Raw genomic sequence first — 20,440 nt, forward strand, 5'->3', positions numbered from 1 at the left:
GGTCAAAATGAAATCGGCAAATGACCTTACACAAGGTGTAATATGGAAACAACTTGTAAAATACTCACTCCCGCTAATAGCAACAAGTGTAATGCAATCACTTTACAGTCTGTTTGATATATTAATAGCAGGCAGATTTCTTGGAAGTGCGGGCATATCGGGAATTAACAACAGTTCGCAGGTGTTGGGAATTGTGAATACGGTTGTAATAGGGCTGTCTATGGGCGGAACAATACTTATAGGCAGACTGTTCGGTCAAGGTGAGAAAAGCAAAATGCAGAATGCAAGCAATACTTTTATAAATTCATTCTTTATTATGGGAATTATAATGTCTGTTGTATTGTATTTTGTATCGCCGATGATTATAACACTTATGAAAACACCGGCATATAATGAGGCGGTATCATATTTTAAAGTGTGTGCAATAGGAGTTTTCTTTACTTTTTGTTATAACGCTCTCAGCGGTGTTATGCGTGCGGTAGGTAATTCAAAAATGCCTATGTATTGTATTTTTGTATCGACAACCGTTAATATTGTGCTTGATATTATATTTATGGGAGTTATTAAATTAGGCACGGCAGGTGCGGCTTTGGCAACCGTTATAGCACAGGGAATAAGTTTTTTTATGGCACTTGGATTTGTTCTGAAACAAAAAGATATGTGGACAAGCTTAAAAATTTACGGTAATGTTCTCGGAAAAATTATAAAGATAGGATTTCCGTGTGCAGTGCAAATGACTGTTGCGGGTATTTCGTTTATCGTTGTTACATACACAATCAATACATACGGTGTTGCCGCGTCAGCCGGAAGCGCTATAAGTATGAAACTCAGAGATATTCCGTTTTTGGTTGTCAGTACAATGTCGAATGCGGCGTCGGCTATGATTGCACAAAACTTGGGAGCCGGTCTGTATGAACGTTCTGAAAAAATAATGTATACGGCAATGGGTATGACTCTTGGCATTACATCAGTGCTTATAATTATAATGGAAATTTTTGCACCGTATCTTGCCGGGGTGTTTACGGAGGATACAGAGGCGATATATTATGCGGTATTAAATATCCGAATAGAAGTTATAGGTCAGCTTTTCTACAGTGTGTTTATGATACAACATTCCCTTGCCACAGGAGCAGGTCATACTTTGTTTGTGCTATGTAATTCTTTTGTTAATTGCATTATTTTCAGATTGGTGTTAACAATAGTATTCAATATGCTTTTTGGAATTGTCGGTGTATTTATTGCTTGTGCTGTTGCACCGAGTGTGTCAATACCGATTGGACATTGGTATGTAAGTACGAAAAAATGGCAATATGGATTTAGAAAAAAACGTATCAGAGAGGGTGCTGTGTGATGGACGGTAAAAAAGAAGATTCAATACTTGTTGCATTGCTGCTTACGTTGACAGGCGGTTTTTTGGATGCATATACATTTATGCTGAGAGGCGGTACTTTCGCAAATGCACAGACGGGTAATATAGTTATGACGGGCGTCAACCTTGCCAAAGGCAATGCAGGCGATGCGATAACGAATGTGTGTGCAATTATAGCGTTTGTAATCGGAATACTTTGTTCGGTATTTTGTATGAAAAATTTCAAATTTAAAAGATTTATTACATGGCAAGGATTTATTTTACTGTTTGAAACAATCGCATTGGTCTTAGCGGGATTTGTACCGCTTGAATCGAAGTATGACGACATAGTCGTGGTTACAATATCATTTATAACCGCTATGCAATACGGTGCATTCAAACATATGAAAGACTGTACATATGCGACTACAATGTGTACCGGTATGCTCCGAAATGCAACGGAGCTGCTATATAAAATTATAGACGGTACTGAAAAAAAGTCGGAAAAATCCGTGTGCATGAAATTATATATTATAATTTTTACGTTTTGTATCGGATGCGGAATCGGTGCGATATTCAGTAATTTGATAGGTGCAAAATCAGTGTGGATATGTGCAATAATAATGTTTACGGTATCATTTATTCTGGTGTATGAAGAAAAGAAAAATTACAACGCTGTTGCCGTTGCAAATTCGTGATAAATGTTAATTGTATACTCATTGTATCTATGATATAATTAGTACAATGGGAGGGTGATTGGTATGGCTATTACATTAAATCAGCTTTTAAAAAAATCATATCACGGAGAACTTAAATGTGTCGCGGGACATAAGGGTTTGGATAAGGAAATACTCGGTGTAAATGTCGTTGATAATCCTGAAATTGTGTCGTGGCTTTATGGCGGTGAGCTTATATTGTCAACGGGATATGTGACAAAGAATAATCCGTCCATGCTTAATACACTTGTAAAGGACTTACACAGAAAAGGTTGTGTCGGTCTGGGGTTTAAAGTAAAGAGATACTTTGAAAAAATACCCGATATAATAATCAGTGAGGGTAATAAATACGGATTTCCCATTCTTGAGATTTCGTATGAAATGCGTATGTCGGATATTTCAAGGTTTGTGTACACAAACCTATTCAGCGATGAAATGTCTGAAAATGAAAAAACACATCTTGTCTATCAACAGGTTACAAAGTCAGTGCTTTCGGGTGCTGATATTGAACAAGCACTTTTTAACATTGCCGATGTAATAAATAATCCGTTATTCTTACTTGATGAGGATACTAATCTGATTGCATATGAAAATGTTGCGGATAACGACGTAAACCTTATGAATTTTGTTAAACTCACATACGGTTACAGCGTATTCAACGAAATTCAAAAAAATGATATTATTGATTTTTACAAAGAAACACATTTTAAGGCACACAGCGTTCAAGTAAGCAAAAACGGAAAAAGTATAGATATGGCTATACTTCCGATTGAAATGCAAAAACAACTTTTTGGGTTTTTGGCTATACCGCAAACAGTGGCTCATTTGAATTATACCGATTACAGAATACTTGAAAATGTTGTATCAATAATAGGTATACACTTATTGCAGGACAGACTTATGTCGGAAAATATAAAGCATTCACAAAATAATTTTGTGTCAAATGTATTGCTTTCAAATTCCGACAGTGAAGATATGATAAAGTACTATTGTGATATATACGGTTTTGATTATACGAAAAAACGTATGTGTGTAAACATAGATATTGACGATTTTCTTAATATGACATACGACAAGCGTTCGGCTATACAAAACAATATGATACGGGTAAAAAATAATGTATCGAGAGATTGCAATGTAAATTGTTATTATGCACATTTCAGAAATAACTTTTTGATTTATTGTTTGTTTTCTAAAAACGTGTCCGATATAGATATTGTATCGGACGTCAGAAAAGTAACAAAAGCATTGCAAAAACAGCTTGATGCGGCGGAATATAAGTATCATATATCAATAAGTACGGTTGGAGATTCGATAGCTCATATTTCAACCTCATTCAAACAATCACTTGACGCACTGCCTTTGGGAATGAAACTTTATCCGAATAAGAAGTCATATATGTATCAGGATATGCTGGTATATAACCTTATGCACAGCAGTATGAATTATGAGCAAATTTACGGTATATATTCATCAACGGTAAAAATACTTGACGAATATGACAAAGAAAATAATACGGAATTTTTGATAACGCTTGAATCGTATATAGATAATTTCAAAAACGTATCAAAGTCGGCAGATGTTCTTCATCTTCACAGGAACACCATGCTTTACAGAATGGAGAAAATTAAAGATATTCTTATGATGGATTTAGACGACAGTGAGGTTGTTCTAAATATACAAATGGGAATACATGCGAAGAAAATTATAGACGCATTTTACAAATAAAGTGATATTTTAAAGAGCGGTTTTTGAACCGACCCCAAAAGTCAGACCAAAAATCTGACAAATTGGTGGTCACCTCATTTTCCGTTTTTTTTTAGGCTCGCTTTCTTTATTGTGCAAAGTGATTGCTTGATATATCTATAATTGTGCAGTATGCACTTTTTTTGTTTTGATAAAAAAACTATAATCAAGATAAAGAAACAGAAGATTAGGAGGTTATCAAAATGAGTAAAACATTAATTAAAAACGGTACAGTAGTAACTGCGTCAGCTGAATATAAAGCTGATATACTGATTGAGGACGGTAAGATAAAGGAAATCGGCGAAAACTTAGCGGTTGAAGCCGAAAATATTTATGACGCAAAAGGAAAATATGTTTTCCCTGGTGGCGTAGATCAGCATACTCATTTTAATTTTAAATTCGGTGACGCTGTTGTGCAAGGTTGGGATACCACAGGTGCGGCGGTTGTAGGCGGTACAACGACTGTTATTGACTTTGCAAATCAGGAAATAGGAAAAAGTATGACTGATTCTGTAAGAGATTACAGAGCAAATAAAATTGACGGTATTACTTGCTGTGACTATTCTTTGCACACAGTAATATTTGAGTCAAAAGATGAAATCATAAATGAAATCGAGAAATTACCGGAGATAGGCATTTCAACCTGTAAGTTGTTTATGGCATATAAAGGCCATCCTCAACATTGTGATGATGACACGGTGCTTAAAGCTTTGCAGAAGTCGGTCGGTGCCGGTGTAACTATTATGACACATTGTGAAAATGCCGATATGATTGATACATTACAGAAAGAATGTCTTGCAAAGGGAATGACAGAACCATACGGACATGCGGTTTCAAGACCGCCTGTTGTAGAAGTTGAGGCAACTGAAAGAGCAATTTCACTGGCTAAGCTTGCTAAAGCACCGTTGTATGTTGCTCATGTAACTGCTAAGGGGGCAATGGAGGCAATCAGAGATGCTTATGCAGACGGTTATCCTATTTTCGGAGAAACGTGTACACATTACTTAACACTTACAACAGATAATCTTGCAAAGCCGAATTTTGAAGGTGCAAAATATGTTTGTTCACCGGCACTTCGTTCACAAGAGCATTTGGACGCATTGTGGGGAGCAGTTAAAAAAGGATATTTGAATGCAATCAGTTCTGACCACTGCGGATTTAACTGGAAAGACAATAAACATCAAGGTAAAGACAATTTTGTGAATATTCCTAACGGTGCGCCGGGTATGGGTGACAGAATGAATGTGATTTGGGCATACGGTGTTGAAACGGGAAAAATATCACGTCAGAAATACGTTGAGCTTTGTTGTACAAATCCTGCAAAAATAAACGGAATATATCCGCAAAAGGGTGTTATTGCCCCGGGTTCGGATGCGGATATTGTTATATTTGATCCTGAATATGAGGGCGTATTTACAAATGCGGACAGTTTGCAAGGTGTTGATTATTCTACATATGAAGGTATGAAACAAAAGGGCAGACCGGATAAAGTTTTTCTTCGCGGTGAACTTGTTGCAGATTGCGGAAAATATGTAGGTAAAAGCGGAACGGGTCAATTTGTAAGTGCAAAACCGTTTGGTTTGTGTTATGAATAAAGGAGTAATCTTATGACGGAACTTAAATTTAAAATAGGCAAAGAAGAATTAAAGGCAGTATTGGAAGAAGAAAAAGCACCGCTTACCTGTGAATTTTTCAAAAAAATGTTGCCGATAAAAAATAAAATAATTCATGTTCGTTGGAGTGGTGAAGCTGTTTGGATTCCGTACGGAGATACAAAAACAGGACTTCCTCCTGAAAATGCAACGACATATCCGAAAGTAGGAGAAATGGTTTTGTATCCCGGCGGTGTAAGTGAAACAGAAATGATGTTGGCATATGGCTGTTGCCACTTCGGAAGCAAAGCCGGTGAACTTGCAGGCAATCATTTCTTGACTGTAACAGAGGGTAAAGAAAAACTTATGGATATTGGCAGAGAAATTTTATATAACGGTGCAGAAACTGTTGAAATTTCAATATTATAAATTTATAGAAAAGGTCGGTGCATAATGCACCGACCTTTTTGGGTTATTTAAAATGTTAATGTATGTACACATTTAAAAACTTCTCTTTTAAGTATTATTGTGGCGGTAGAAATGTTATTTAAAGTATATGAAATATTGCAGAACGGCACAAATTGAATGGATCGCATATCAAGATTAAGGTTCAGCGTCGGCAAATGAAATTATTGCTTTTTTATAAAAAGCAATAATTTCATATTTTACAGCAATAATGCTTAATGATTTTTTGGATTTGGCGGTGTATAATCTAATCATAAATAAAACGATATGCAAAGGAGCAATTATTATGGGTAAGGTTATATTAAAGCAAGAAAAAGTTACAATACCTACATATGAAATTTCTGATTACGACAAAAATCCTATGTTTCTTGAAAAACGTGTATATCAAGGTTCAAGCGGGCGAGTTTATCCGCACCCTGTATGCGAGGGCGTTTCGGACGTTAAGACTGATAAAGAATACAACGCAATTTTCTTGGAAAACGATTATATTCTTGTAATGATTTTACCTGAAATCGGCGGTAAAATTCAAAGATTATACGATAAAACAAACGGATATGACGCTGTTTATTATAATGAAGTTGTAAAACCGGCGCTTGTAGGCTTGGCAGGTCCATGGATTTCGGGAGGTATTGAGTTTAATTGGCCGCAACATCACAGACCGTCCACATTTGATCCTGTTGACTATAAAATCGAAGAAAACAATGACGGTTCAATTACGGTATGGGTAGGCGAAACAGAAAAGATGTTCCATACGAAAGGTATGGCGGGATTTACTGTATACCCAGACAAGGCATATCTTGAAATAAAAGGTCAGGTATACAATCCGACAGATAGACCTCAAACATTTTTATGGTGGGCAAATCCTGCCGTTGCGGTAAATGACTATACACAGTCAATCTTCCCGCCTGACGTTCACGCTGTAATGGATCACGGCAAACGTGACGTATCAAAATTCCCTATTGCCGACGGAGTTTATTATAAGGTTGATTATGCGCCAGGTACGGATATTTCAAGATACAAAAATATTCCTGTACCGACTTCGTATATGGCATATCATTCAGATTATAATTTTATAGGCAATTACGATTATTCCAAAAATGCGGGACTTCTTCATATAGCCGACCATCACGTTTCACCGGGTAAAAAGCAATGGACTTGGGGTAACGGTGATTTCGGAAAAGCGTGGGACAGAAATCTTACAGACGAAAACGGTCCGTATATTGAACTTATGACAGGTATGTTTACTGATAATCAGCCCGACTTTACATTCTTAAAACCGTATGAAGAAAAGACTTTCGTTCAATACTTTATGCCATACAAAAATGTCGGTGCGGTTAAAAATGCTTCAACAGAAGTTGTTATGAATCTTGAATTGGATAACGACAGTGCTAATGTAACTGTATATTCTCCGATACAACTTGGCAATGTGACAATCAAACTTGTTTATGACGGAAATACGGTATTTGAAGAAAAAGCAAACATATCACCGACCGATATATTTACAAAGAGTGTTTCTATTCCTGACATTGATGAAACAAAGCTTACACTTGCCGTATATAAAGACGGAAACGAATTATTAAGCTACACTCCTATGGGCGAAAATGACGAGGAAACACCTAATCCGGCAGAGGCATTGCCTGAACCGCAATTTGTGGAAACAACCGAAAAACTGTTCCTTGCGGCTACACATTTAGAGCAATACCGTCACGCTACATATTCGCCTGAAGATTATTACCTTGAGGGATTGAAACGAGATGAAACAGATATTCGTCTTAATAACGGATACGGAAAGTATTTGTATAATAAGGGCAGATTTGCGGAAAGTGAAAAATATTTCAGACAGGCTATTAAATCATCAACCTGGAAAAATCCCAATCCATATGACTGTGAACCGTATTATAATTTAGGCTTGTCATTAAAGAAACAAGGTAAAATCAATACTGCATTTGACGCGTTTTATAAAGCTGTTTGGGACGGAAATATGCAGGATAAAGCATTTTATCAATTAGCTTGTATTGCATCGGGCAGAGGTGATTATAATGATGCGTTGGAATATATAGAAAAGTCGCTTGTAAAGGGAATGCATAATTTAAAGGCAAGAACTTTAAAATCGGCGTTGCTCAGAAAACTCGGAAAAAATACAGAGGCAACAGAATTTGCAAAAGAAACACGCAATATAGACGCATTAGATCACAGTGCATATTATGAACTTTACAAACTAAACGGTAACGGCTTAGACGAAATGCAAGCTGTTATGCGTGGTGACAATCATAACTATATCGAACTTGCACTTAGCTATATGTCAGCATATTTGACAGATGACGCAATCGAAATATTAAAACTTGCACCGAATGACAATGAGCCTATGGTACATTACTATCTGTATGCACTGACAAATGACAAATCAGAACTTGATAAAGCTGAAAATTCTGACAGCCTGTATTGTTTCCCAAACAGACTTGAAGATATAGCTGTATTGAAAAAGGCAATATATAACGGCGGTAATTATGCTGCTTATTATCTTGGCTGTTTGTTCTATGACAAAGGCAGATGGGAAGAATCAAAAGAATTATGGGAAAAGTGTGCGGATAATATAACACTTCCGACAGTGTATAGAAACCTTTCACTTGTTTATTACAATAAATTAAAAGACGGTGTCTTAGCACTAAAAGCAATGAAAAAAGCATTCGGTATTGATAAGAGTGACGCAAGAATATTCTTTGAACTTGATCAACTGTACAAAACACTTAATTTTTCTCTTGAAAAGAGATTGGCAAATATGAATGAAAATTCCGACTTACTTGAAAAGCGTGACGATTTATATACGGAATATATCACGTTGCTTAATATGAACGGCGAATATGATAACGCATACAATCGTATTATGAACCATAACTTCCACCCTTGGGAGGGCGGTGAAGGTAAGATACCTGCTCAGTACAGAATTGCGCTTATTAATAAGGCTAAAGCAGAAAAAAATACAGAAAAAGCAATAGAATATCTTGAAAAAGCTCTCGTTTATCCGTATAATTTAGGTGAGGGCAAGTTAATCGGTAATATGGATAACGATATATATTATATGCTTGGTAACTTGTATGAAGATAAGGAAAAGTCCGAACAGGCATACAGACTTGCAGCAAGAGGTGAATTTAATCTTTCTTCGGCGATGTATTATAACGACCAACCGCCACAGATGATGTATTATTCCGCAAAAGCGATTGAGGCACTTGGCGATAAAGACGAGGCTAAAAAGAGATTTAATGCATTTATCGAGTATGCAAATAATCATATGAATGATGAAATGAAGATTGATTATTTTGCAGTATCGTTGCCTGATTTCTTGATATTCGAGGGTGACTTAAATAAAAACAATAAGGTGCATTGTAATCTTATGGCGGCACTGGGATATTTGGGTATCGGTGATACTGATAATGCCCAAAAGTATGCAAAGCAAGGACTTGAATTAAATCAATGCCACGCAGAACTCAGAGATATAGTAAAATAGGTGACTAACTATTAGAAGTCAAGAGGTTTTTGAAAAGTTTTTCAAAAATTTTTAAAAGCTGAAAAACAACATGGCAAAAAAGTCCTGTATTGCAAGGACTTAAAAAATAGTAGGTTAGTAACTACCTTACAAAATCAGCATCATATGCAATGTTTTTAGTTTGCAGCGTATAAATGACACGCAGTAGTTTTTTAACAACATGCGATAAGGCCACACGATGAGGTTTACCCTCTGCACGTTTCTTGGAGTAAAACATAGCAAATGTCGGTTCATAATTTACAACTGTCTGGGCACAGTTCATAAGTGCATAACGCAAATATGATGAACCGTGCTTAACCATTTTACCGGTTGTCTCGGATGTTCCTGATTGGAAGTATCCCGGCTCTAATCCGGCAAAGAAAAGCATTTGAGAAGCATTCTTGAATTTAGAGAAATCGCCAAATTCAGCTAAGATTACAGCAGCAGATTCAATACCGATTCCCGGAACAGAAAGCATAGGCGGATTCATATCGGAAACACATTCCTTGATAGAAACTTCTGTCTCATCAATCTTTGAATCCAATTGTCTGTAAATATCCAAAACAATCTGCATTTGTAAGAGTAAATAATCTTCAGTAGTACCTATAGTATTTTTAGCAAGCTGTTTAAGCTTTGCAAAATCTACTGTTGAAAATCTGCCGCGAGATAATTTGCGTAGTGCTTCATAAGACTTAGAGTTCATGTTAGCAATCTTTTCAGGCGATGAGTAATTAGAGAGTATGTATAATGCTGTAACCGAAAACCTACTGCCAAAGAATGGTTTAAACTCAGGGAACACCTTATCTAAGATGTTTGTGAGCTCTACAAGCTGGCGGCTTCTGAGCCTAATAAGAGAATCTCTGAATCTTGTTAGTGACTTTAGCTTCTCTGTGTGGTAAAATGATGATGGATAGGGCTTGTACTCTACCGTCATTAAATAGTGAGCAATCATCATGCAATCAATAGAATCGCTTTTAGTCTTTCGTAGGGACTTGGATTTAACGAAACGATTGATAAGCAGGGGATTGAACTCCATGAATGAAAAGTTGTTGGATTCAAGAAACAGCTTTAGATTCATACCATAATGACCGGTAGATTCAAGTCCTATTCTTGTTTCTGTATCAAGGGAATTAAGCAATAACTTTAATTGCGAAAATCCCTCAGCGTCATTTGTAAAAGACCACGAAGGAGTAACAATTTCTCCGGAGTCGTCAATTACGGCACAATCGTGCTTGAATTTTGAAATGTCGATACCAATGTAATACATGGGTTCCTCCTTTTGATATTTTTGCACTGCTGTTTTCCACAGATGGTCTGCCAATGTATTCACGCAAATAGAAACGTCAGAGCGTTAACTAACTAATTACCATTTCAGACAAACCACTGTGGTTTGAGTCACCTCTAACCAGTCTGAGCTGTAAAACAATAGATACAAATCCACAGTGCTTGTCTTTATTATATCGCAGGTAGCTACTCCTGCAAATATAATAATTTTGAGGAAAGGAGAAATAATTAAAACTACCCCCCTTTCGAGATAGTTTTAATTATACGTGATACAATGAAAACAATAGATTTAAGCGGAAAATGGAATTATAAAACAGATATTGACGATAGTCAGACAATAGACAGCATAAAATTTGAAAATAATAATTTTAATCTTCCGGGTTCAACTTGTGATAATCATATAGGCAAAAAAACAGAATACTTTGACAAAATATCAAAAGAGGCTGTACGTGCACCGAGAGAGCGATATGAATATATCGCTCCTCTTTGGTTGCAAAAAAAGGTCAACATTCCGAATGATACAGACGGTAAAACTGTCAGACTGTTTATGGAGCGAGTTAATATAGCATCTGAATTATGGATAGACGGTGTGAAAACAGACAGACAAATAATTGAGCTGTCCACACCTCACATATACAATTTAACAGGCAAAATAACTCCGGGCGAACATATGTTTACACTGAAAATAGACAACAGAAATTTGCTAAACCTTGATACAATGGCAAGCGGATACAGTGTCGATACGCAAGGATATTGGAACGGTGTTATCGGACGTATTGAACTGCAATATGAAGAAAAAGAACATATTGACAATATTCAAGTATATACAGATGACAAAGGCATAACGCTTAAAGTCGTTGAAACATCGGATGTACATTCTCCGTTTAAAACGGAGAAAGCGACTGTTACCGTAAATGTCACTTCACCAAAAGGAGATTTACTTGGAGAAAAAATATTTGAAACGAAGGTGTTTAATTCAAAACAAGTCGATTATTTCAGATACGATATTTCCGAAATAAATTATTGGGACGAATTTAATCCTAATTTATATACTGTAACAGTTAAATATGAATGTAACGGTCATACCGATATAAAATCCGTAAAGTTCGGTATGCGAACGATAAAAACGGAGAATAAAAAGATTTTGCTTAACAACAGACAAATTTCTTTGCGCGGTACAATAGATTGTGCTATATATCCGCTTACAGGTTATCCGCCTATGGATATTGATGTGTGGCGAAAAAATTTCAAGACTATCAAAAGCTATGGCTTAAATCACGTTCGTTTTCACGCATGGTGTCCGCCTGAATGTGCCTTTAATGCGGCTGATGAAATAGGAATGTATATGTCTGTTGAAATGCCGCTATGGCTTAATCACGATGTATGTGCACTTGAAACAGGTGAAGATCCTATACACCGTCAATATTTTATGCAGGAGGCTATTAATATCTCAAAAACATACGGAAATCACCCGTCATTTATAATGTTTTCAAACGGTAATGAAAATATGGGCGATTTTGATATGCTTAACGACATAACCACTTGCATAAAGGCTTATGACAACAGAAGAATTTATACGCTTACGACTAACTTCGACCACCCAATTATGCCGTGTGAAGATTATTTGTGTGCATATGAGGCAGGCGGTCACAATGTCAGAATACAAAACTGTCAGGATAAGGCGGCTGAAAACACATCGCTTGATTATTCCTCTGCGGTAAAAGATGTGTCTGTACCGATAATTTCGTTTGAAGTGGGGCAGTATTGTGTATATCCAGATGTTGACTTAATTGAAAAATATACAGGCAATATTCTGCCGGTAAACCTTGACGCGATTAAAAAATTTATGATTGAAAAGAATGTGTATCATAAATTGAATGATTATATCAAGGCGTCGGGCGACTTAGCTGTTAAGCTTTATAAAGAAGATATCGAGGCGGCACTTAGGACAAAAGATTTCGGCGGTTTTGAACTTTTGTCGCTATCGGATTACACAGGGCAAAGTACAGCTACTGTCGGCATACTTGATGTGTTTTATGAAAGTAAAGGCTTAATTTCGTCCGATGAATTTAAAAATTTTGCAGGTGAGGCAGTACCGTTATTTAAAGCAAAGAGAATATTTAAAAATACAGATACATTGGAGGCGGAATTGGACTTATATGATTTCGGCGAAAAGAAAATCAACAATCCTGTTTATAAATTGACGGTACAAAACGGTGAGCAAGTATTTTATAAAACGTCAACAACAGAAAGCAAGGTAAGTATACCTCTAAACAGTATAACAAAATCAACAATGCTTAGTGTTATGCTTGAAGTGAGCGGTTATAAAAATACTTGGAGAATATTTGTTTTTGCCGAAAATAAGATTGAAAACAATGTTCGTATGATTAAATCGGAAGAAGAACTTGATGATATAATCAAAAACGGCGGAAAAGCTATTGTGACGAAAGAGTGTTTCAAAAATCCGATACATGGAAGTTTTATACCTGTATTTTGGTCGCCGGTACATTTCCCGTCACAAAAACCGTGCGGTGCAATAATTGATAATAAGCATAGAATATTTGATGATTTCCCGACAGAAAAATATCCCGATTATCAGTGGAAAAGACTGCTTGATAACTCGGTCGGTACAGATATATCGAAGTTTGCTGGTGAAGTAAAACCTATAATTGAAACAGTACCGAATTTTTTTGATAATACTGCGTCATCACCGCTGTTTGAAACAAAAATAGGCAAAGCAAAGCTATTGTTCTGCGGTTTTGATTTAGACGGAGATTATCCCGAATGTAAACAGCTTTTAAGCAGTATAACGCAATATGTAAATTCAGATAAATTTTAAAATAAGCCGAAAAGGTTAATTTCAGAGTCGGAGCCGGACTCCTTTAGGAGCCCGACTCCGACTTGTTTTTAAATTAGATTATTACCTAAAAACTTGCTTATGCCATTTAAGGCTGATTGTGAGTATTTTCTGCTTATAGGTATTTCAAGGTCTTGAATATTGACTTTTGTTTTGGTGAATTGAGTTATGTATGTAAGATTTACAATATAACTTTGATGTATGCGTATAAAGTTGGTGTTAAGAATTTCTTTTTCAATGTCCTTTAGAGGTTCGTTTAAGGTTTGCTTTGGCGCATTGACATAATGTACGATAGTTTTCTTTAAAATCCCCTCAAAATAGGAAACATCATTTAGATTTATAGCAGTAGTCCCGCTGCCGAGCTTTGTATAAAGAGTCTGCTTATTTATTTCACTGCAACAAACTGACAAGGCTTGTTTTAACTGTTCATTCGATATTGGTTTTACCAAAAAGTATAAATGATTGACGGAATAGACGTCTTGAAAAAAGTCTTGCTCAACAGATATAAATATAATTTTTATATTAGGGTATTTTTCAGTGATTGCTGACGCTATATCTATTCCGTTATCTTTTCCAAGCATTATATCAATAATAGCGATATTGTAGCTTGAAACCGATTCTAAAAAAGTGTTTATATCATAATAACAGTCGGTATTATAGCTGTTATCAATTTTTTTTATTTGTTCTTTAAAATCATCACAGAAAGTTTTATCATCATCGATTATCGCGATATTAATCATTTATGTACTTCCTCCTTGTCATTAATCGGGATTGTTACAATGGCGGTAAAATTGTGCTCATCATGTTCGTAAACGAAATTACCGCCAAGAAGATTGGATAAATCTTTAATTATATGTAATCCGTACCCGTGATTGTGATTAGGGTCGTCTTTTTTACGAATAACTTGTGGCATACTGTTGCGGCAGGTGATAACTAAATTGCCGAGTTGTATACTGCTTTTTAATTCAATATAAGGATTTATCGTACAGTATTTAGACGCCTCTAAAGCATTATTTAATAGGTTGGAGAAGATACTGCATAAGTAAACATTGTCGAGATTAGCCTCTTTAATACCGCCGACTAAGAAATCGGTTCGTATATGATTAGCTGCAGCTATATTGTATTTTTCAGCCAATATAATATCAATCGCCGGAACATCGCAATATGTTTTTGCCGAAAGTGAATCCCAATTTTTTAATAACTTACTTGTATATTCGGTTAATTCTTCTTTGTCTGCTTTTTGTGACAGACCGTTAATAACGTTAATATGGTCTTTTAAATCGTGACGTAATTTTTTATAGTTTAAATAGTTGTTTCTCAGTTGGTCGTATTGCGAGCTTAAAAGATTGTACTGATTAACAACAAATTCTTGCTTTGCTTGCTCTTTACTGATACGAATACTGTAACGTATAACAAGAACTGTAAGCAAAATTGAAATAACCATATAAAGAATTAAAACCAATATAAATTTCAATATACTTACTTTTGCATAATAAATGTGCATTAAGAATGTTAATATAAATATTTGAACAATTATTATTGAAAGTATATATATGATGGTAAGGTCGCTCATTTTAGGTTTTTTATGTTGTATCCATTTTGAGATTAAAAACAGTACTAACATTTCAACTATAAATAAAAGCAACGGTTCAACAGCGTTAGGTATACGCGAAAGCCTTGTAAGTGTTTGACCTCCGTAGGCCGAATCAAAATTCGGCAGTAATATTGTTCTAAGCGAAAGATATATGAGGGACAATAAAATATCCGATATATAAGGAATGAATGTAAATAATATCTTTTTCAATGGCTTATCGTCACTGAGTATGAATATACATCCCATAAGTATAAATATACCTAAGAAAAATTTTGTTGTTTGCGGTGTGTGCAGAAGAACGGTAATTATAAGATAGTTCTATAGAAATATTTGATGTAGAATCAAAAGATACAAATCCACCAATGACAAGATGTTATAAAGTTTCATATAACAAACAAGATTCGAGATATTATGTTTTATCTACTTCAGAAGAAAACTTTGATAAAAGTGATGATGAAAATACATCGTGTGTTATAGTAGATGCAAATAACAAAATTGTAGGTTTAGCAAATTAAAAAATAAAGGAGAACAAAATTATGAAAAAAAGAGTATTTGCGGCAGCAACAGCTGCTATGATGACGGTAAGTGCATTAGTCTCTGTAACAGCAGGTGCATTTGAACAAACATCATATGCTGAAGATGTTTCAGTATATGTGAATGGTCAAAAAATCGACAACGGTCAATATAAGCCTATTATTGCTAACGACAGAACTTTGGTAAGAGTGGTTCCTATATTTGAAGCTTTAGGTTATTCTAACTCATACGATTCAAATGCAAAAACAGTAATATTTGCAAAAGACGGTGGGACAGTAAGTTACAAATTTACAGCAGAAAACTATACAGCTGAAACAATATCTGATGGTCAAGCTGAATCAACATATGAACTTGATGTTCCGGCAACGTTGCAATACAGTGACGTTTTTTATGTTCCATTAAGAGCATTTTGCGATATGGTTGGATTAAATATTACTTGGGATAATGCAACAAGAAGTGTTTATGTAGAAAATGCACTGCTTGCATATGAACAAGCAAAAGAAAAAGCTGCAGAGTTCGTAAATGATTCCGATATTCTTCTTGGCGGTGACACTGCTACAGTGGAACATAACGGAAGACAAGCATATGCGTTTGTATTGCGTTCAAAAGAATTGGTAGAGAACGGTGGCTTAGGTAGTATGGGTACTACAATCTATGTATATGCTGATAATGGTGAAGTTGATGGCTCAAAGGGAATCAAGTTCTTCAAATACACGAACTGGTATTATCAGAGGAACAGATGGAAGTCTTGTTATAAACAGTAAGCCAAAGGTTGGAAATGATATTGGATATATCCCTGAAGGTGCGACATGTACAGTATATCCGGATAAGACATCAGGAAACTGGTATTGGGTAGAATATAACGGTATTAGCGGATACTCATATAAATCATATATAGTTTTACAATAAAACATAAATTTGCGGCAGCGATATTATTATTGCTGCCGCAAATTTATATATAATATTAATAGAAAGAAGTAATGACTTTGAAATATATATTAAAATTTTTATGCCTATTCAGTATTGCTTTTTCCTTATTGACCATTACTGCTAATGCAGAAGAATTAAAAGAAAACAGTTGGAGATATAAGAATGGAATACCAATACAAACTGAAGAAAGTGATAGTAATGAATTGGATTCATTTGCAACGCCTACAATGAAAGGAATTGATGTAAGCAAGCATCAAGGTGTTATTAATTGGGATTCGGTATATGGAAATATTGATTATGCGATTATTCGATGTGGATATGGTAATGATGATATAACTCAAGATGACAGTCAATGGTATAATAATGCTAATGCTTGCACAAGATTAGGAATACCGTTTGGAGTATATATTTATTCTTATGCTGATACTACAGATAAGGCTGTAAGCGAGGCACAGCATGTGTTAAGGCTTATACAAGGATATAACCTTAGTTTTCCTATTTATTTGGATATGGAAGATAAGGTACAGGCTGTATTGTCTGATTCGGAAAGAGGGAATATAGCATCTGTATTTTGCAACATAATTCAAAATGAAGGATACAAAGTGGGTATATATGCCAATAAAAATTGGTGGACTAATTATTTGACTGACTCTGCATTTAATAATTCATTATGGTATAAGTGGGTAGCTCAATATAATTCAAGCTGTACATATTCGGGAAATTATACTATGTGGCAGTATACAAGTTCAGGATATGTAAACGGTATAAATACAAATGTTGATATGAATTATTGGTATGGTGAATACATCGACGTAAATCCGGTGACAGTGAATACAACTATGGCGGACAGCATTACGGAATCTAATGCAACAGTTCGAGGTACGGTGGCTTATAGTGGACAAAAGCCAAATGAAGTTGGGATTTATTTTGGTACCTCGGAAAATAGTATGTCAAAAGTCGCAAATGATGTTATTAATCATAATAAAAATCCATTTGACATGTGGTATGATTTGAATGATGAAGCAGGATTATATTTAGACAGTAACACAAAATACTATTGGCAATGTTATGCAATAGTAAATGGAAAAGAATATAAAGGGGAAATCAAATCATTTACAACATTAAATTCTTCAAAACCTATTAAATCAATAGTTTGTAATAGTACAGTTATGAAAAGTACAAAAAAGGATGTGTCATATATGTTGGAAGTGGCTATTACGAATTTATCAGCCGAAGATATAAAAGGTATTGTAATAATTGTATATCGAGATAAAAATGGCAATATTATTAAGATTCATAATGGCGATATTGACATTGCATATAATAGCAAATTAATCCATTCTGATTCGATAAATGGATATACAACGATATCAAGGGCTGATGTATATTTTTTTGAAAGTCTAAATAACTTAGTTCCGATTAGTAATAATTTAGAATGTAATTTTAATTAATGTTTTTAAAAAAGATATACTTTAGTATTTATTAAGAATATTTTGTTTCATTTTGCATTAATATGTAAATGGGTAATTGTAAATTTATTGTTAGTATGATATACTGAATATAAAATAATCTTGGGAGTGATGTTAATTGAAAAGAAGAATAAGCATAATATTAATTGCGATGATAAGTCTGATAATCTCAAGTAATTTAAGCGTAACGGCATATGAATTGCCGCACGCATTTTGGGGCTTGGACTCTGGTTATTCAAATGCAACAAGCAGCAAAAATTATGATGAAACGATAAATTACGGAGTACAAATTATCAATTTAATATCATCAGAGCCAAAGAATGAGCAGACAATAAATATTTTAGGCTCAAGAACATATGACGTTGCATTTGCGTATTTTATGAACGGTGATTATACAAATGCGGCGAAGTATTTTGAAATGTATATTCCATACGGTAAGCAATTAGGGTGGACTGATGGCGTAATTATTGCAGAAAATTGCGTTAAGCAATTTACAAATACATTTGACGTATATCAAGCTACGGAACAATCGCAAAAGGTGTATGGTGCAAAAAATGAGCCGAACGGTGTTTTATACGGACAAGTGGCAGATAAGGCAAAAAGTAATGAATCAATGACATTGCTGTATTTGGAATACGGTGATGAAAGTACATTCGGTTGGACTCGTGCGATGCTTGATAAAGCAGAAACACAAAATAAAGCGGTAGAAATTACTCTCAATTTTCCGCAGGAAGGCACAACGGTAAGAAATATAAACAGTTCGGATTCTTTTTTATTGAATTTACGCTCTATGTTGTCAAGTTACAAAAACATGCCGATTTATTTGAGAATAGGTGCTGAATTTAATGTTTGGGGTGATAAATGTACACCCGATGAATTTATATTTGCATTCAAAGCAGTTGCAAACAGTGTGAGCGGATTGTCTAACGTTGCTACTGTTTGGAGTATGGCACACACATCTTCATGGAAAACAAACGATTGGCCTTATACGGCTGATGACTTCTATCCCGGTGATGAATATGTTGATTGGGTAGGCGTGAATTGTTATGCAAGTAAGTATTTCCAGGGCAGAGTTTGGCAGGGGGAAAGCAGGTATAATGAAGTTTGCTTTAAAACAGGATACAGTTCCGATCCGGTGTTGATGATAAAGGATGCTGTTGAAAAATACGGCGGTCGAAAACCTATAATGATTTCTGAATGTGGAAGTGCATACAGAACTAACGGTGATATAAATGAAACCGACAGTGAATGGGCGGCAAAATATTTGAAACAAATATATACGTTTATTCCTATGGTATATCCTCAAGTAAAGCTTATAGCGTATTTTAACGCTAAAATGAATTATGAGGTGAATTACTATAATCTCGACGGAGACAGTGAACTTCAAAACTCATATAATGATGTAACAGAGTCACAGTGGTTTATACAAAATAATAATGCAAACAGCGCCGGACAATTCTTTAAAAAGGCAGGCAGTACAATAACGATGAACGGAGATACAACACTGTACGCATATCCACATATATACGGATCGGATTGGATAAATGTTGAATATTATCTTGACGGTGAACTCGTTAAATCAACAAACGAAATACCTTATACCGTACAACTAAGTGACATAAAAGGTACGCATAATTTAAGAGTGGTGTCAAATGGGAATAACGGAACTTCTATGACTCGTGAATATCAGCTTGTCAGCTATGCACCGGCAGAAAAAGCAGAGGATTTTTCTGATACATCTTATCTTAATAACAGTCAGAAAAATGCAGTAAATTACACTATAAGCAATGATATTATGACAGGCTATGAAAATAATACATTCAGACCTGACGCAACCATAACCAGAGCAGAATTTGCTGCGGTTATATGCAGAATGATGGGGTATAATGTTGGTGAGAATAGCACATTTACAGATACAAAATATCATTGGAGCAGTAAATATGTAAATGCGTGCGTAAAAGCAGATATAATACATGGTATCGGTGATAATAAATTTGCACCGGATAATTATATTACCGTTGAACAGGCGGTTAAAATATTGACAAGTGCATACGGATATGCAAACAGTAAAACTCAATATCCCGACGGCTTTATGTCCGCCGCTCAAAAGTATAATTTGTTTGATAATGTAACATCAAGCAGATTAGGCACAGATGTTAAACGTATTGATGTCGCGGTTATGCTTTATAATGCGGCTAAAAATTAATAATACTACCTAAAAAACTCATTACGATGCAAATACATTGTAATGAGTTTTTTTTGTTTTCAAAATGTGATTATACATTTTGAAAATGATTCATGTAGTGAATGTTGACAGAATAAGTCAAATGTGGTATTATAATTTTGTAATATATACCAAAATTTTTGTTGGATTTATAAATG

Annotated in this window: 13 protein-coding genes; 10 read left to right on the top strand and 3 right to left on the bottom strand. The window is 35.1% G+C overall.

The annotated features are described in order from the left end of the window. Positions 1 to 7: 7 nt before the first annotated feature. The 6 genes from ACSAMO_RS00650 to ACSAMO_RS00675 all read left to right on the top strand — a co-directional run bounded on the left by ACSAMO_RS00650 (position 8) and on the right by ACSAMO_RS00675 (position 9,372). A complete protein-coding gene (locus ACSAMO_RS00650) occupies positions 8 to 1,351 on the top strand; it encodes an MATE family efflux transporter (RefSeq protein WP_482489934.1) in 1,344 nt (447 codons plus the stop codon). Next, complete coding sequence (locus ACSAMO_RS00655; RefSeq protein ID WP_482489936.1) at positions 1,351 to 2,046, top strand: YoaK family protein; 696 nt, start codon at positions 1,351 to 1,353, stop codon at positions 2,044 to 2,046. Before ACSAMO_RS00650 ends, ACSAMO_RS00655 begins: the two co-directional genes overlap by 1 nt. Before the next feature lie 63 nt (positions 2,047 to 2,109). After that, entirely contained in the window at positions 2,110 to 3,792 is a 1,683-nt protein-coding gene (locus tag ACSAMO_RS00660; RefSeq protein WP_499209556.1) for a PucR family transcriptional regulator, read from the top strand. 221 nt (positions 3,793 to 4,013) lie between these two features. Then, complete coding sequence (gene hydA / locus ACSAMO_RS00665; RefSeq protein WP_499209557.1) at positions 4,014 to 5,405, top strand: dihydropyrimidinase; 1,392 nt, start codon at positions 4,014 to 4,016, stop codon at positions 5,403 to 5,405. A gap of 12 nt (positions 5,406 to 5,417) precedes the next feature. Beyond that, positions 5,418 to 5,831, top strand: a complete 414-nt coding sequence (locus ACSAMO_RS00670; RefSeq protein WP_499209558.1) for a DUF3830 family protein — start codon at positions 5,418 to 5,420, stop codon at positions 5,829 to 5,831. 322 nt (positions 5,832 to 6,153) lie between these two features. Then, positions 6,154 to 9,372 carry a DUF5107 domain-containing protein gene (locus ACSAMO_RS00675; RefSeq protein WP_499209559.1) on the top strand — a complete coding sequence of 1,073 codons (3,219 nt, stop codon included), beginning with the start codon at positions 6,154 to 6,156 and terminating at the stop codon, positions 9,370 to 9,372. A 121-nt stretch (positions 9,373 to 9,493) separates the two neighbouring features. Here ACSAMO_RS00675 and ACSAMO_RS00680 read toward each other — a convergent pair whose 3' ends face one another. Further along, complete coding sequence (locus ACSAMO_RS00680) at positions 9,494 to 10,657, bottom strand: IS110 family RNA-guided transposase (RefSeq protein WP_499209560.1); 1,164 nt, start codon at positions 10,655 to 10,657, stop codon at positions 9,494 to 9,496. 291 nt (positions 10,658 to 10,948) lie between these two features. Between ACSAMO_RS00680 and ACSAMO_RS00685 the strand changes: the two genes are divergently transcribed. Then, on the top strand, positions 10,949 to 13,513 hold the full coding sequence (locus ACSAMO_RS00685) for a DUF8487 domain-containing protein (RefSeq protein WP_499209561.1): 2,565 nt from the start codon (positions 10,949 to 10,951) through the stop codon (positions 13,511 to 13,513). A gap of 68 nt (positions 13,514 to 13,581) precedes the next feature. Here the strand turns inward: ACSAMO_RS00685 and ACSAMO_RS00690 are convergent, their stop codons facing one another. Together ACSAMO_RS00690 and ACSAMO_RS00695 are read right to left on the bottom strand one after the other, a co-directional pair. Further along, positions 13,582 to 14,271 (bottom strand): LytR/AlgR family response regulator transcription factor, encoded by a 690-nt coding sequence (locus ACSAMO_RS00690; RefSeq protein WP_412273537.1) that lies wholly within the window; start codon positions 14,269 to 14,271, stop codon positions 13,582 to 13,584. Next, positions 14,268 to 15,005, bottom strand: coding sequence for a sensor histidine kinase (locus tag ACSAMO_RS00695; RefSeq protein ID WP_499209562.1), 738 nt, complete (start codon positions 15,003 to 15,005; stop codon positions 14,268 to 14,270). Before ACSAMO_RS00695 ends, ACSAMO_RS00690 begins: the two co-directional genes overlap by 4 nt. Positions 15,006 to 15,661: 656 nt before the next feature. Between ACSAMO_RS00695 and ACSAMO_RS00700 the strand changes: the two genes are divergently transcribed. From ACSAMO_RS00700 to ACSAMO_RS00710, 3 genes are all read left to right on the top strand, one after another. Next, entirely contained in the window at positions 15,662 to 16,423 is a 762-nt protein-coding gene (locus ACSAMO_RS00700; protein WP_499209563.1) for a copper amine oxidase N-terminal domain-containing protein, read from the top strand. 222 nt (positions 16,424 to 16,645) lie between these two features. Next, complete coding sequence (locus tag ACSAMO_RS00705; protein ID WP_499209564.1) at positions 16,646 to 18,040, top strand: glycoside hydrolase family 25 protein; 1,395 nt, start codon at positions 16,646 to 16,648, stop codon at positions 18,038 to 18,040. A gap of 136 nt (positions 18,041 to 18,176) precedes the next feature. Further along, positions 18,177 to 20,264 carry an S-layer homology domain-containing protein gene (locus ACSAMO_RS00710; RefSeq protein WP_499209565.1) on the top strand — a complete coding sequence of 696 codons (2,088 nt, stop codon included), beginning with the start codon at positions 18,177 to 18,179 and terminating at the stop codon, positions 20,262 to 20,264. Positions 20,265 to 20,440 lie beyond the last annotated feature (176 nt).

The sequence above is a fragment of the Ructibacterium sp. SJQ-7 genome (assembly GCF_054696575.1).